Consider the following 14,193-nt stretch of genomic DNA (forward strand, 5'->3'; position numbering starts at 1 on the left):
CCCCCACCCCTCCCCCGGCCGGCCCCGGCCCCGGCCCCGGCCTCCCCCGGTGATCAAGAGGTTTGCGTCATTTCGGGGCCCGTTCCTGACGCGAACCTCTTGATCGTCGGTGGCGGGTTGGGGGATCGGCGCAGGGCGCGGCGGCCGTAGTCGACGGCCACGGCTATGACGAGGGGACCCCAGGCGACCAACGGGGCGTAGTAGCGCAGCACCTCCCAGCCCGGAGCCGGATGTGCCGGTTCGTCGCGCCCTATCCCCACCCAGCCGCGGTCCACGACATGGAACATGCTGTTCAGCAACAGATACAGGCAGACGGCGACGAGCAGCGAGCCGCCGATCAGCGCGACGAGCACGACCGGGCGGGCCGGGATCAAACGCCTCCCGAGCAGCGGCACCCAGTGCGGCACCTGTTGCCCCCAGCGGTACACCAGCCCGAGTGTCGACAGGGCCAACCCCATCGACAGGACGGACAGGAAGACCATGTACCAGGTGGTGGCCGAATCGTCGATGAACACGAGGGACAGTCGCCAGATCGCCGACGGCAGGACGCAGAGCGAAACGGCGTAGGCGGCCCAGACCGCCCAGGGTGAGGGGGCGGCAGCCCATTCAGGGCCAGGGTCAGCGTGTTTCATGAGCGCTCCGATCGTCGAAGGTCGAGGTCGTCGAGGCGTGGGCCATGGTTGGTCCGGCCGGCGGCTCACACCGAACGGCGGGCCATCGCACCGACGACGCAGGCCGCCGCCCACCGTCTGGTCGGGTCGGCCGCCCCGGCGGTCGGCACTCCGTGCTCGTGGCCGTACCGGTCCCCGCGAAAACCGAAACCTGACGACCAGCCACTGACATCCATGAACCGATGATCGGTGGCGATGGACGCACTCCTCTTCCCCGGCGGAGGTGAATGCGCTCCCGCAGCCGGGGGATGAACCATGGCGCTGGAGCCAAAACCCGCTGGCGGTTCGTCCGCGCAACGATGAGCATCAGGGGGTGGACCAGCACACGAGCGAGATCGTCGACTACTACACCCTGCGCTACCGCGAGGACCAGCGGCTGTCCGCCCGCCCGCAGGCACGACTGGAGTGGACCCGCACGATGCAGCTCCTGCGGGACCTCCTGCCCGGCCCGGGTGCCCGTGTCCTCGACATCGGTGGGGGCACCGGCGAGTACGCGAGGGCCCTCACCGTCGACGGCTACGAGGTCCGCCTCGTCGACCTCGTGCCGAGCCACGTGGAGCAGGCGCGCAGTGGGCAGCCTCCCATCGAGGCGCGGGTCGCCGACGCGCGTGCGCTCCCCGACGCCGACGGCGAATACGACGCGGCGCTGCTCCTGGGGCCCCTCTACCACCTGGTGCGCCGCGCCGACCGGCTACGGGCGCTGCGGGAGGCCGTCCGGGTCACGCGCCCCGGTGGTCACGTCGTGGCCGCTGTCATCTCCCGTTTCGCCGGCCCGCTGGACTTCGCCGCCACCGGACGCCTCGACGAGCGACTGCTCGACGAGGCCAGGGCCCTGCTGACCGACGGCACCAACGATCCACGGATCGGCTTCACCCATGCCTACTTCCACCGGCTCGAGGAGATCACCGACGAGTGCGCGGCGGCAGGGCTGACCGATGTCGTCGTACACGGGGTGGAGGGCCCGGCGTGGCCCGCGGCGGAGGCGGCGGCCGGCGGGCCGGCACAGGACGCGGTCTTCGCCGCGGCGTTGGATCTCGCCCGGCTCTACAGCACCGAGCCGACGCTGCTCGGATCGAGCGCGCACCTCCTGGCCGCCGGACGCGTCCCACCGCGCTGACGGCGGCCAAGCCGTCAGGCGGCCAAGCCCTCAAGCCTTCAGGCCGTCAGGCGGCGGATGAGTTTGCGCATGCCGGCCTGCCAACCGTCCGGGTCCTCGGCGCGACGGCGGGCATAGTCGGCGACCTCCGGGTGCGGCAGGATCAGGAAACGTTCCTCGGCCAACCCGGCGATGGCCGCGTCGGCGACCTGGTCCGGGGTGAGCACCGCACCGGACGCGGCGATCACCCGGGCGCCGAGGTGGCCCTCGACGATCCCTCCGGCGAGCATCGGGGTGTCCACGCCCTGCGGGCAGAGCGCGCTGACCCGGATGCCGCGGTCCCGGTAGGTGATGGCCAGCCACTCCGCGAACCCCACCGAGGCGTGCTTCGTCGCGGTGTACGCGGCGTCGCCCACCGCCGTCAGCACGCCCGCCGCCGAGCAGGTGTGCATCAGATGCCCACCGCCCCGGGCGAGCATCCCGGGCAGCACCGCACGGGCCGAGTAGACGTGGGCGAGCACGTTGACACGCCACGCACGGTCCCAGCCTGCGTCGTCGACCTCCACTCCCCCGCCGGTGGTCACCCCCGCGTTGGCGCAGAACAGGTCGATCCGGCCGTAGCGCTCCTCGGTGTCGGCGACCAGCTCGCGTACCTGCTCCTCGTCGGTGACGTCGAGGGCGATGGGGTGCGCGATCGGGCCGATGGCCTCAGCCACCGCGTCCGCGGCATCGGCGTCCAGGTCGGCGACCACCACGGCGGCGGCCCCCTCCGCGGCGAATCGGCGCGACAGCGCGGCCCCGATTCCGCCGGCGCCGCCGGTGACCACCACGATCCGGTTGGTGAGGTTCACGCGGACGCTCCTACGGGGTCGGTGCCCAGCTGGGCGATGAGGGTGGTCAGCGCGCTCGCGCCGCCGGCGGTCACCTCGGGGGTGGGCAGCAGCGCGAAGATCGGTACGTCCACGCCCGCGTCGGCGTAGCGGCGCACCTGGGCGCGGCAGCGCTCCGGCGAGCCGTGCAGCACCAGGGCGTCGACCACGTCGTCCGGCACCGCCGCGCTGGCGCCACGCCGGTCACCGGCGGCCCAGGCCTCCCACATCGGCGCGAGCGCCTCGTCGCGGCCGAGCCAGCGGTGGAACTCGGCGTATGCGGGAACGGTCAGGTAGCTGGTGATCAGCCGGCGGCCCAGCGCGCGGGCGTACGTGGCGTCCTCGGTGGGGCAGACGAAGATCCGGGCGGCGACCTCGAAGCCGGGGCGCCGCTCGCCCAGCTCGGCGAGGGCACGCGGCACGTCGTCGGCGCTGAGCCAGTTGAGGATGACCCCGTCGGCCTCCGCGCCGGCCAGCCGCAGCATCCCCGGGCGCAGCGCGGCGAGCAGGATCGGCGGCGGCACGGCAGGCGGTCGTTCCAGCGTGAAGCGGCGCACGGTGAACGTCTCGTAGACCTCGTCGACGGTCTCGCCGCGCAGCGCGGCGCGCAGGAAACGCAGAACGTCGCGGGTGCGCCGGAACGGCTCGTCGAACCGCACCGCGTTCCAGTCCCGTACGAGCACCGGCGAGGACGCGCCGATGCCGAGCGAGAACCGACCCGGCGCGGCCTCGGCCAACGCCGCCGCGCTCATCGCCAGCAGCCCGGGGCCCCGGGTGAAGACCGGCGTGATGGCGGTGCCGAGCCGCAGCCGAGGTTGCCAGGCGGCGGCGAGGGCAAGCGGGGTGAACGCGTCGGCCCCGGCGACCTCGGACGACCAGACGTCGGTGAACCCGGCCCGGTCGAGCGTCGCGTAGACCGCAGCGTGGTCGGCCAGCGGAATGCCGCCCAGCGGCACCGTCATGCCCCATCGATTCGTCACCGGTCGATCGTGCCCGTTGACGGGGCACGCGAGCAAGATCCCCGTACTGGGCAGAATCGCCGGTTCCCGGCCGTGCCCACCGCCGATGGTGCTACGACTTCGAGGTGGACCGAACCAACGGCGCAGGCCGCTGACCATGGGTTCCAGGGCGGCGGGACGCCTGGAGCCGGTCCCTGCGGCGACCAATCCCGGCCGGGCCACCTTCCTGGAACTCTTCTTCGACCTGGTGTATGTCTTCGCACTCACCCGGATCTCGGCACGCGCGTTCGAGGACCTGACCCAGGATCCGGGTCGGGAGCACGGCTGGGGCACGGTCACCGGCGGCGGCAAGACACTGCTGTTGCTTCTCGCGCTCTGGGCGGTCTGGCAGGGCACCGCGTGGACGACCAGCCGCTACGACCCGTACAAGGTGCCCCTGCAGACCGTGGTGATCACCGCGTTGGTGTGCAGCATGGTGATGGGGGTGGCGATTCCCCGGGCGTTCAGCGAGACGGCGCTGATGTTCGCGGTGGCGTACGTGATCGCGCAGGTGACCCGGCCGTTGATCCTGTCGATCGCGTTGGGAGCGCACCCGTACCGCCGCTTGAAGGTGCGCATGGCGGTCGTGTTCGCGTTCAGCGGGGTGTTCTGGATCGGTGGTGCGATGTTGACCACCAACGCGCAGGTGGTGCTCTGGTCGGCGGCGCTCGTCATCGAGTACGTGGCCGCCCGCTGTGGCTGGCCCGTGCCGGGGCTGGGCCGCTCGACGGTCTCCAAGTGGGAGATCGCCGGGGAACACCTGGCCGAGCGGTACCAGCAGTTCTTCCTCGTCGCGCTGGGCGAGACCATCCTGGTGGCGGGTTTCGCGTACAGCGCGGGGTCGTACGAGGCGGGACACGTGTGGGCGTTCGCACTGGCGCTGGCGACCTCGATCCTGCTGTGGCGGATCTACGTCCAGCGTGCGGGGCGGATCCTGGGCGAGGCGGTGGTGAAGTCCCGGCACCCCGCCAACATCGGCCGCTCGGCGGCAGACACCCACCTGATGATGGTGATCGGTCTGGCCGCCACCGCGATCGGCTACGAACTGATCATCGAGCATCCGTTGGAGCGGATTCCGGGAGCGTGGCTGGCCATGGTGCTCGGTGGGCCGGCGCTGTTCCTGGCCGGCCGGGCCCGCCTGGAGTACGAGGTGTTCGGGCGGGTCTCCCCGTCCCGGTGGATCGCCCTCACTGTGCTGGTGGCGGCGTCGGTGCCTCTGCTGCACCTGCCCGGTGTGATCGCCACGGCGGTCGGGGTGGTGGTGTTGGCGACGGTCGCGGTGATCGACGCCCTCCGGGCACGAGGCGCCCCGCCGGAGGCCGCCGCACCACCGTTCTGACCCATCGACACACGGGGATGTCAAGCCGCCGAGGCCGGATAGTCTCGGCGGGTGACCTTCTCGCTCGTCGCCCGTTCCGCCGACGGCCGCCTGCACGGCGTCGCCGTCGCCAGCAAGTTCCTCGCCGCCGGGGCGCTGGTGCCGGCCGCCGCCGCCGAGGTGGGCGCATTGGCCACCCAGGCGCACGTCAACCTGGCGTACCGCCCGCAGGGCCTCACCCTGCTGCGTACCGGTGTGGACGCCGCCGACGTCGTGGCCGGGCTGGTCGCCGCCGATCCGGAGCGGGAACACCGCCAGCTCGGCGTCGTGGGGGCCAGCGGTGCGGGCGCGAGTTGGACCGGGCCGGCCTGCCATCCGTGGGCCGGCGGGCGCACCGGCGACGGCTGGGCCGCGCAGGGCAACGTGCTCACCGGCCCGGAGGTCGTCGACGCGCTCGGCGACGCCTGGCTGGCCGGGTCGACGCTGCCGTTCGCCGAGCGGTTGGTGGCCGCGTTGCGGGCCGGCGACCAGGCCGGCGGCGACCGGCGGGGCAGGCAGAGCGCCGGCCTGCTGGTGGTCGAGCGAGGCGGCGGGTACGGCGGCACCAGCGACGTGGTGGTCGACCTTCGCGTGGACGACCACCCTGATCCGGTCGCCGAGCTGGGTCGACTGCTCGCCGTGCACACCATGCTGTTCAGCCGTCCGGACCCGGCCACCCTGCTCGACCTCAGCGGCGCGGTGGCCGAGGAGGTCGCGGCGTTGCTCACGGCGCTGGGCCACCCGGTGACCGACGACGGGACGGAGGCGGCGTTGATCTCCTGGGCGGGGCTGGAGAACCTGGAGGAGCGGCTGGTGCCGGGGCGGATCGACCCGGTCGTCCTGACGCACCTGCGCGGCGTCGCCCCGCACGTCCCCGCGCCCCGCTCCGCGAGCTGACCGGGTCAGCGACCGAAGGCGAGCCAGCGGAAGCCTGCCGCGTCGACCGCGGCCCGTTCCGGTGCGGTCAGCGCCACCCGGCCGGTGGTCTTGCGGATCAGGGTCAACCGGTCCCAACCCAGTTCGGCCGGCACCGGGCGTCCGCCGGTGAGCAGGTCGGCGATCACCGCGGCTGCTGGTGGGGTGAGCCACGGCGGCCGGCCCAGCGCCGCGGCCAGGTCCAGACCGTGCACGCCCACCTCGACGACCCGGGTCCGTAGGAACTCGGTGAGGCGCATCGCGTCGCCGTGGCGGGTTCGCACCACCCGGTCGGGCGGTGCGGCGGCGACCGCCGCGTCGGTGGCACGCCAGGCTCGGTCGAACGCGCTCGCCAGCCCCGCGCGGTCCACCTGCGCGGCGTCGCGTCGCCCGCCGTCGATCCGGTCGGCGTCCACCTGCGGGGTGAACTTCGCCCCACCGAAGTAGCCGGCGGCGTCCACCTCGGCGCGCGGCGGCGCCGGTGCGGCGAGCATGCCGGTCAGCCGGCCGACGCCGGTGTGTACGTGCGCGATCAGTTCCCGGACGGTCCACGGCGGGCAGTCGGTGGGACGGTCGAGGTCGGCGTCGACCAGCTCGGCCAGGATCTCGGTGAGCCGCGCGCACTCGGCGGAGAACGCCGCGCGAACCGGGTCCATCGGCCGGCTCAGCCCTTGACCCGAGGCACCAGCCGGTGCACGACGGTGAGCGCCAGCGCCATCACCACCGCCATCGTGCCGGCAATCCCGGCCGCGCTGCCCGCGTACCCGATGAACAATGGGCGCCGGCTCAGCTCGTCCGGTCCGGTGTCCCGCAGCTCGATCAGCCAGGCCAGGGCCAGCCCACAGGCGACCAGGGCGAGCACACCGCCCACCCCGAGCACCAGCGCGGCGACCCGGTGCGCGTCGCCGGGCGCGACCTCGGCCTGCTCCCGCTGGAAGACGAGCAGGACCAGCCCTGCCAGGGCCGCCCAGACACCCACCACGAGGTACGCGGCGACGGCGTCGCTGGGCCGGTGCCAACCGGCGGAGAGGGTGGCGACCCCGGCGATGGCGGCGTAGCCGGCAGCGATGAAGGCGCCGACCGCTCGCACCTTGCGGGGCAGGACGAGCATCAGCGCGATCGCTACCGAGGCGGCCACCGTGGTGTGCCCGCTGGGCAGGCTGTTGCCCACCGCGGCGCGCTCTGGGTCGAGGCCGAAGTCGGGCCGGCTCAGCCCGTGCTTCAGCAGTTGGGTTGAGACGTTCGCCCCGGCGATCAGCAGGGTCGCGGTGATGGCGAGGGCGATCCGCCCCCGGATCAGCGCGATGAACCCGATCATCGCGGTGGCGGCGACCAGGGAGACCACCGACATCGCGTTGAGGATCCGGTTGACGGGTCCGTCGATGGTGTCCTGCCCGATCCGGTTGCCGGTCAGCGCGACAGTGTCCACCCACTGACCGATCTCGGTGTGCACGGCCACCCGCCAGACGGCGAGGAAGGCGGCCGCCTGGACGAGGGCCAGTACGACCAACCAGACCGCGGTCCAACCCCGTGCCGTCGCGCGCATCCGCACACCGTAGCGGCCGGTCGTGGCCGACCGACCGGTGGCCCGCCGACCGCCGCCGGTTAGGTTGTGCCTGAGACGAGGAGGCGGTGGTGGGCGGTGCACCGGAGGGCGACAGCGGCCGGGCCGTACCCGGCCCGGACCAGCGGACGGATGCCGACCCTGGGCCGGCCCGGTCGGAGTCGCTGACGGATCTGCTGGGCGGGCGACGCGGCGCCATCGACGCCACGCTCCCGCCGCTGGCGTTCGCGGTGGGCTGGCTGCTGGGTGGCGAGTCGCTGTGGGGTGGGGTCGGCGCGGCGCTCGCCGTGGGCGCGGTGGTGGCCGGCGTACGGCTGCGTCGCGGTGACCGCCCGCGCTCGGTGCTGATCGGGTTGCTGGCGGTCTGTGTCGCGGCGTTGATCGCGGTGCGCACCGGCCGGGCCGAGAACTTCTTCCTTCTCCAGGTGCTATCCAACGCCGCCAGCGCGTTGGCGTGGGCGGTCAGCATCGTGGTGCGCTGGCCGCTGCTCGGTGTGCTGGTCGGGGCGGTGCTGGGCCAGCGCGCCCGGTGGCGGCGGGACCCGGCGCTGCTGCGCGGGTACGGCCGGGCCAGTTGGGTGTGGACGGCGACCTACGTGTTGCGGGTCGCGGTGTTCGTGCCGCTCTACCTGGGCGGGCAGGTGCTCGCGCTGGTGGTGACCCGGGTGGCCCTGACCTGGCCGCTGGTCGCCGCGGCGCTGGCGTTGAGCTGGGTGGTGCTGCGGCGGTCGCTGCCGGCCGGGCACCCAGGTCTGCGTCATCCGGTCACCGTGGACCCGGTCGCACCGCCCCGCTGACCCGAAGGGGATCGGTTGGCGACGGTCTGAAGTGGGCGGTGGCGGGGCAAAAAAGTGGAGAGGCCGCCACGGGGGGAGCGGCCTCTCCGGTGACGTACGTTACTCCGTCGTGTGCTTCGGCGTGATCCCGTCACGGCCCGAATTTCTGGGCTTTTTCGCGGCTGGCTCCAGTCCGGGCGGTGGGGTGGGCCAGCCGATCCGCTGCGTCGGCCAGATGGCTGGCCCACCCCGGCCTGACCGTGGGTGTCAGGCCGTCCGCCGGCCCGGGTCCGGCGTTCCCCGGACCCGGGCGGATCCCGGGGTGGGCGGTCCACGCCACCCACCCCGGGTCGCCTCAGCCGTTCGGGAACAGGCTGCCGTAGTCGGCGTACGCCATGGCGACGTCAGCCTGTGCCCAGAACCGGTGGTAGTTGAAGCTCGGCTCCGCGCCACCGTCCAGGTACGCCTGCACCTTGGGCCAGTCCGGGTCGTTCTTGTAGAAGGACCGGATGTCGAGGAAGCTCTTGCCGGCGGCGATGGTGTCGCCGTTCGGCATCTTCCCGGTCCAGCCCGGCGGGACGTAGAGGCCCTGCCCGGTGGACGCGTTGTAGACGTCGTCGAAGCGCCGGTAGTCGCCACGCTTCTCGGTGGTGGAGACACCCTTGGCGTCGCTGGCGGCCGACAGTGCGTCGAGCAGCCCCTTGGCGGTGTCCTTCGCCGCCACGTTGCCGGACTTGGCCGCGTACGCGATCAGGATCCGGGCGTAGGCGGCGGTGACACCGACGTCCTGACCCTTGCTGATGACCTCGACGTGCAGGCCGGTGTTGGGCTGCGGGCTGGACGGGTTCCAGGTGGTCGGCTGACCGGTCCACGCCATGTCCGACGGGATCGACCAGTTGGTGCCGAGGGTGGTGTTGGCGATCGCCCAGGGCACCCACTTGTCCAGCAGCGCCTTGGCCTTCGCGTTGCCGGTCTGCTGGTACAGCTCGGCGATGCGCTGCATCGACCAGGCCTGCATACCGAACCACTGGTTCGACGGCGGGTCGTTGTAGACCGGGTCGACGTCGTAGAACATGCCGTAGAAGGTGCTGGTGCCGGCCGGCGGCTGGGCGTAGCTGCCGTCCCAGCTGTTGGTGGCGCCACCGGCGATGCCGCCCTCGGCGGACTGCAACCAGGTGTAGAACTCCAGCTGCCGTTCGAAGCTCTTGGTCCAGTCGGCGACCGCGGTCGCGGACTGCGGCTTGAGCTCCGGGGTGTTGGTCAGCGCCCAGGCCGCGAACGGGTTCTGGTAGCCGAAGTGGTTGTGGCTGGAGCCGATCCGCCAGGACCAGTTCTGGCTGGCGTCGTACGCGCCGCCCCAGGCGTAGTACCAGGACAGCAGGTAGTGCGCCGAGTCCTTGCCGCTGCCGGCGGGGCAGGTGCTGGCCCCGACGCAGTTGCCGATCTTCTTGAAGTACTTGTCGAACATCGCGTACCGCAGGTAGTCACCCATCTTGGCGGCCTTCGCGATGGTGGCCGCTACGTCGGCCTGCTTGTTCTGCTCCTTGGCCCAGGTCAGCGCCCAGTACGCGGCCTGCACGGCGCGGGCGTCGGCGTCCGGGGCGTTGGTGTACTTCCACTGCTTGGCGGGGGCGCCGGTGTCCTTGACGAACAGGTCGAGGTAGCCGTACTGACCGCCGTGCTTGAAGGTGTCGCAGGAGGGCTGCGGGACGGTTTCCCACACCGACTCCTGGGTGCCCCGCTGGAAGGTGTTGATGTAGGCCGGCTTGGTGGTGCCGTCACCGCAGCGGCCGAAGCCGTAGGTGTTGTCGACGTCCATCAGCCAGTGCATGCCGTAGATGTCGCCGGTGCCGTAGGTGGACTGCAACTCCGAGCGGAGCGGGTCCTGTCCGACCGGGACGTTCGGGTTCAGCGCCGACGGGTACTGGCTGGGCAGGTTGTACTCCGCGGCGTACTGCGGGGTGCCGGCGGAGCCGGCGGTCGGCTGGTCGGCGTGCGTGGGGATGATGTATTTTTCCATCACCGTCCAGGCGTTGTTGAACGGCGCCCAGTTCTGGGTGACCTTGCCGTAGTAGGCCTCCAGCCAGAGCCAGAAGCTGAACGCCTCCGAGGTGGTCTCGTGCCCGTGGTCGGGCGCCTCGACGATCAGCGTCTCCACCGAGTGGTACGGCACGCCCTCGGGGCTGAAGTAACCCGAGTTCTTGATCTTGCCGTACTGGTCGAGGAACTTCGCGATGTAGGTGTTGTCGCCGCCGGGGGTGTCGTTGTCGATCTCGGTGGCGGTGACCGCCAGCGAGGCGAGCCCGGTGGCGGAGGCGGTGATGGTGGCGGCACCGCCGGCGGTGTCGGCGTCCTCCGCCGCCGCGACCGTGACGGTGACCCCGGTGCTCCAGTTGCTCGGGGTCAGCGTGGCGGTGGCCGGCGAGACCGTGACATCGGTGTCGCCGCTGCGGGTGAGGGTGACCGGCACATTGGCCGTCGGCGCGGCGCTGAGCTTCAGGTTGAAGGTGGCGGTGCCACCCTCGGCGACGCTCACCGCGGACGGCGTGGCGACCAGCGTCGGGCCGGTTGCGGCACCGACGGTGAACGCCTTCTCGTCGACCCCGATGCCGTTGGCGTTGTCGTACGCCTTGGCCTGGACGGTGTAGCTGCCAGCCGGCAGGTCCTCCTGGGTGTACGCGTACGGGGCGGAGGTGTCGGTGTTGATCAGCAGGCCGTTGCGGTAGAACTCGACCTTGCTGATCGTCCCGTCCGGGTCGCTGGCGGTGGCGGTCAGCGGCACGTCGGCCGGAGCGGTGAAGGGCCCGGTCGGCAGGCCGAGCGAGACCGTCGGCGGCTGGTTGGCCGGGGTGCCGTTGCAGGGGGTCCCGTTCAGGGTGAACGAGGTGGGCTTCGGGTTGCTGCCCGAGTGGGAGCCGTTGAAGCCGATGGTGGTGGAGGCCCCGGTGGCGAGGTTGCCGTTGTACGACTCGTTGGTCGCGGTGACCTCGCTGCCGGTCTGGCTGAACTTGGCCGACCAGCCCTGGGTGACCCGCTGACCGCTGGTCGGGAAGGTCCACTTGAGCGTCCAGTTGCTCACCGGGTCACCCAGGTTCTTGATGGTGACGTTCGCGGTGAAGCCGGTGTTCCAGTCGTTGGTCGCGTAGACCACGTCGCAGGCGGGTGCGGCCTGTGCGGCGCCGGCAGGCAGGGTCACCCCGCCGATGGCGAGCAGCGCGGCGGCGGCGAGCGCCACGCGCCGGCGTATTGCCAGTTGTCTCATGTGCGCGGTGTCTCCTCGGACCAGGCCGGGATGGTCCCCGGCGAGGCGCCTGCCCGCGAGGGTGGTGGTCCGCGGGGGATTCGAGGCGCCGGGAAGGTGGTCTTCCCCGGGCCCGGCCGGGGTAGGGCGGTGCGGCCCGCACGGGAGGGGGTCCCGCCGGCTGCGCTCGGGTGACCGTGACCGGAGGTGGTGCTGCCGGCTGCCCTCGGTGGACCCGCACTCACGCGATGTGGCTCCTGTCGCGTCGAATCGACAGTGTGCCATGGAAGCGCTCCCACAACAAGCGCGCGCGGCGGCGGATCAGCTCCTTGTTTCGATCTCGTTTTGGGTCTTTCACAAAGGCGTGACGGGCGTTACAGTCGCAACATCGGTCGATGGGAGCGCTTCCATCGACAAGGTTCCAAGTAGAAGATCACCGGGGCCGTCTCTGACGGGCTCGGTGAACCAGAACCGAGGGCCGACGACGGGCCAGCCCGGACGCCGTCGTCAGCCATCGTCCCGCCACATGGAGGGAGGTGGAACCAGAGCCACTCGCGTGGCCCGGCTCCCGCGCGACACGCACGGCAGGACCCAAATCTCGCCCGTGTGTGTGCAGTTACGGTGGGGACGGGGGTTGCCCTCCCCCGTCCCCACACTAAACCCCCGTACACGATAGGAAAAGAGGCCGACGGGACAGGCGCGTTGCGCCGCCCGGACGGCCTCGTTCGCTGCTCGGGGCCAGACCCGCCTCCACCACGCCAGCACCGGCCGCCTCGACGGCCGGATGACCGGCCGGCCGCGCCTGCCCTATCATGGGAGCGCTCCCGAACCTTCGGCGGTGGCCCCGTATCCATGAGGAGAATCCATGTCGATACCTACTGGGCCCGCCGGCCCGCTGCGCTTCCCGGACAACTTCGGCTGGGGGGCGGCCACCTCCGCGTACCAGATCGAGGGCGCTGCCAAGGAGGATGGGCGCGGCGAGTCGGTCTGGGACACCTTCAGCCGCGTCCCAGGGCGCACCCGTAACGGCGACACCGGCGACGTGGCCGCCGACCACTACCACCGGTACGCCGAGGACCTCGACCTCATGCGCGACCTCGGGCTGCGCAGCTACCGCTTCTCCATCTCCTGGCCACGGATCCAGCCCGATGGCACCGGCGCACCCAACCAGCGCGGGCTCGACTTCTACCGCCGCCTCGTCGACGGCCTCCACGAGCGCGGCATCACCCCGATGGCCACCCTGTTCCACTGGGACCTCCCGCAGGCCCTGCAGGACGCCGACGGGTGGGAGTCGCGCGAGACCGCCCTCCGCTTCGCCGACTACGCCGACGCGGTCTTCGAGGCCCTCGGCGACCGGGTGCCGGCCTGGCTCACCATCAACGAGCCCAAGACCGTGGTGCAGAACGGCTACCTCGTCGGCCACCACGCCCCCGGCCGGCAGGACCCGGACGCGGCCTACCTGGTCGCCCACCACCTGCAGCTCGCGCACGGGCTCGCGGTCAGCGCGCTGCGCGCCACCGGCAGCGCCAGCCGGATCGGCCCCGCGCTCAACCTGCACCCCTGCTACCCCGCTGACGACTCGCCGCAGGCCGCAGCCGCCTCCCGCCTCTACGACGGCTACGAGAACCGCCTCTACCTCGACTCCCTGTTCAAGGGCAGCTACCCGGAGGACGTGCTGGCCGACCTGGGCCCGCAGAGCCGGATGGTCCAGGGCATCCGCGACGGCGACCTGGCGATCATCTCCGCACCGATCGACCTGCTGGCCGTGCAGTACTACACGCCCATCTACGTCACCGCCGACGGCGGCACCGAGCACCGCTGGGCGACCTCCGAAGCCGAGTGGCAGCAGATCTACCCCGACGGCATGTACGACATCCTGACCCGGGTCACCCGCGACTACGGCCCGATCCCGCTCACCGTCACCGAGAACGGGCTGCCCACACCGGACACACTGGCGGTGGACGGCACCGTCCACGACGCCGGTCGGATCAACTTCCTCCGGGACCACCTCGCCGCCGCACACCGGGCCATCGCCGCCGGCGTGCCGCTGGAGAGCTTCCACGTCTGGTCACTGCTGGACAACTTCGAGTGGAACGAGGGGTACGACCAGCGGTGGGGGCTGGTCTACGTGGACTACCCGACCCAGCGGCGGGTGCTCAAGAGCAGCGCCACCTGGTACCGCTCCGTGATCGCTGACGGCGGCTTCTGAGCGGCCGCCTCCCGGGCAGCCGGGCCCGGACGGCTCGGCTCCGGTGAGCCGGTGACCGTCCGGGACCCAGCGCCGGGGTCGGTCAGCGGGGCAGCGCCTGCTGCAACTCCGCCCGCAGCGCCGGGGTGAGCATCTCCCCCGCCTGCTTGGCCAGCCGGGCCATCTCGTAACCCACCACACCGATGTCCGCGTCACCGGCGGCCAGCGTGGCCAGGATCGAACCGTCGCGTACCTGCATCACCAGGAAGTAGCCGCGGCCCATCTCGACCACCGTCTGCTTGACGATGTCGCCGTCGAACATCTGGGCCGCGCCCGCGGTGATGCTCATCAGCCCGGAGGTCACCGCGGCCAGCTTGTCCGCGTTGTCGCGGGGCAGGTGGTCGGAGATCGCCACGAGCAGCCCGTCGGAGGAGACCACCACCGCGTGCGCCACGCCCGGCACCCGCTCCGCGAACGCGCTCACCAGCCAGCTCAGGTCACGCGCCTCCTGGCTCAAC

General features: G+C 71.9%; 13 protein-coding genes. 5 read left to right on the top strand and 8 right to left on the bottom strand.

The features are described from left to right. Positions 1–53: 53 nt before the first annotated feature. Together KBX34_RS19595 and KBX34_RS19600 are read right to left on the bottom strand one after the other, a co-directional pair. Complete coding sequence (locus KBX34_RS19595; protein ID WP_210926193.1) at positions 54–515, bottom strand: hypothetical protein; 462 nt, start codon at positions 513–515, stop codon at positions 54–56. 182 nt (positions 516–697) lie between these two features. Further along, positions 698–847 (bottom strand): hypothetical protein, encoded by a 150-nt coding sequence (locus KBX34_RS19600; protein ID WP_210795652.1) that lies wholly within the window; start codon positions 845–847, stop codon positions 698–700. A gap of 137 nt (positions 848–984) precedes the next feature. Here KBX34_RS19600 and KBX34_RS19605 point away from each other — a divergent pair, with 137 nt between their 5' ends. After that, entirely contained in the window at positions 985–1,788 is an 804-nt protein-coding gene (locus KBX34_RS19605; protein ID WP_210926195.1) for a class I SAM-dependent methyltransferase, read from the top strand. A 38-nt stretch (positions 1,789–1,826) separates the two neighbouring features. Here KBX34_RS19605 and KBX34_RS19610 read toward each other — a convergent pair whose 3' ends face one another. Together KBX34_RS19610 and KBX34_RS19615 are read right to left on the bottom strand one after the other, a co-directional pair. After that, entirely contained in the window at positions 1,827–2,618 is a 792-nt protein-coding gene (locus tag KBX34_RS19610; RefSeq protein ID WP_210926197.1) for an SDR family oxidoreductase, read from the bottom strand. Beyond that, a complete protein-coding gene (locus KBX34_RS19615) occupies positions 2,615–3,598 on the bottom strand; it encodes an LLM class F420-dependent oxidoreductase (RefSeq protein WP_088949105.1) in 984 nt (327 codons plus the stop codon). The genes KBX34_RS19610 and KBX34_RS19615 overlap by 4 nt, the downstream gene beginning before the upstream one ends. A 154-nt stretch (positions 3,599–3,752) precedes the next feature. Between KBX34_RS19615 and KBX34_RS19620 the strand changes: the two genes are divergently transcribed. Then, entirely contained in the window at positions 3,753–4,973 is a 1,221-nt protein-coding gene (locus tag KBX34_RS19620; RefSeq protein WP_210926198.1) for a low temperature requirement protein A, read from the top strand. Between the two features lie 51 nt (positions 4,974–5,024). Then, positions 5,025–5,888, top strand: a complete 864-nt coding sequence (locus tag KBX34_RS19625; RefSeq protein WP_210926200.1) for a DUF1028 domain-containing protein — start codon at positions 5,025–5,027, stop codon at positions 5,886–5,888. Between the two features lie 5 nt (positions 5,889–5,893). Here the strand turns inward: KBX34_RS19625 and KBX34_RS19630 are convergent, their stop codons facing one another. Then, positions 5,894–6,562 carry a maleylpyruvate isomerase N-terminal domain-containing protein gene (locus KBX34_RS19630; RefSeq protein WP_210926202.1) on the bottom strand — a complete coding sequence of 223 codons (669 nt, stop codon included), beginning with the start codon at positions 6,560–6,562 and terminating at the stop codon, positions 5,894–5,896. An 8-nt stretch (positions 6,563–6,570) separates the two neighbouring features. Then, a complete protein-coding gene (locus tag KBX34_RS19635) occupies positions 6,571–7,458 on the bottom strand; it encodes a phosphatase PAP2 family protein (protein WP_210795645.1) in 888 nt (295 codons plus the stop codon). A gap of 185 nt (positions 7,459–7,643) precedes the next feature. On the opposite strand from KBX34_RS19635, the gene KBX34_RS19640 reads away from it, so the two are divergent. After that, complete coding sequence (locus KBX34_RS19640; RefSeq protein ID WP_374223705.1) at positions 7,644–8,267, top strand: DUF3159 domain-containing protein; 624 nt, start codon at positions 7,644–7,646, stop codon at positions 8,265–8,267. 334 nt (positions 8,268–8,601) lie between these two features. On the opposite strand, the gene KBX34_RS19645 is transcribed toward KBX34_RS19640, so the two are convergent. Continuing rightward, complete coding sequence (locus tag KBX34_RS19645; protein WP_210926206.1) at positions 8,602–11,508, bottom strand: glycoside hydrolase family 48 protein; 2,907 nt, start codon at positions 11,506–11,508, stop codon at positions 8,602–8,604. An 844-nt stretch (positions 11,509–12,352) separates the two neighbouring features. Here KBX34_RS19645 and KBX34_RS19650 point away from each other — a divergent pair. After that, positions 12,353–13,696 carry a GH1 family beta-glucosidase gene (locus KBX34_RS19650; protein WP_088949110.1) on the top strand — a complete coding sequence of 448 codons (1,344 nt, stop codon included), beginning with the start codon at positions 12,353–12,355 and terminating at the stop codon, positions 13,694–13,696. Between the two features lie 82 nt (positions 13,697–13,778). Here the strand turns inward: KBX34_RS19650 and KBX34_RS19655 are convergent, their stop codons facing one another. Continuing rightward, positions 13,779–14,192 (bottom strand): roadblock/LC7 domain-containing protein, encoded by a 414-nt coding sequence (locus KBX34_RS19655; RefSeq protein ID WP_199177284.1) that lies wholly within the window; start codon positions 14,190–14,192, stop codon positions 13,779–13,781. Position 14,193 lies beyond the last annotated feature (1 nt).

Origin of the sequence: Micromonospora sp. M61, from assembly GCF_018070245.1 — a bacterium.
Taxonomy (GTDB): Bacteria; Actinomycetota; Actinomycetes; order Mycobacteriales; family Micromonosporaceae; genus Micromonospora; species Micromonospora zamorensis.

What these genes read in the sequence shown, in the direction of transcription:
- KBX34_RS19600 (WP_210795652.1), bottom strand. Translation starts at nt 847, where the DNA reads ATGGATGTCAGTGGCTGGTCGTCAGGTTTCGGTTTTCGCGGGGACCGG.
- KBX34_RS19615 (WP_088949105.1), bottom strand. Translation starts at nt 3,598, where the DNA reads ATGACGGTGCCGCTGGGCGGCATTCCGCTGGCCGACCACGCTGCGGTC.
- KBX34_RS19620 (WP_210926198.1), top strand. Translation starts at nt 3,753, where the DNA reads ATGGGTTCCAGGGCGGCGGGACGCCTGGAGCCGGTCCCTGCGGCGACC.
- KBX34_RS19630 (WP_210926202.1), bottom strand. Translation starts at nt 6,562, where the DNA reads ATGGACCCGGTTCGCGCGGCGTTCTCCGCCGAGTGCGCGCGGCTCACC.
- KBX34_RS19645 (WP_210926206.1), bottom strand. Translation starts at nt 11,508, where the DNA reads ATGAGACAACTGGCAATACGCCGGCGCGTGGCGCTCGCCGCCGCCGCG.
- KBX34_RS19650 (WP_088949110.1), top strand. Translation starts at nt 12,353, where the DNA reads ATGTCGATACCTACTGGGCCCGCCGGCCCGCTGCGCTTCCCGGACAAC.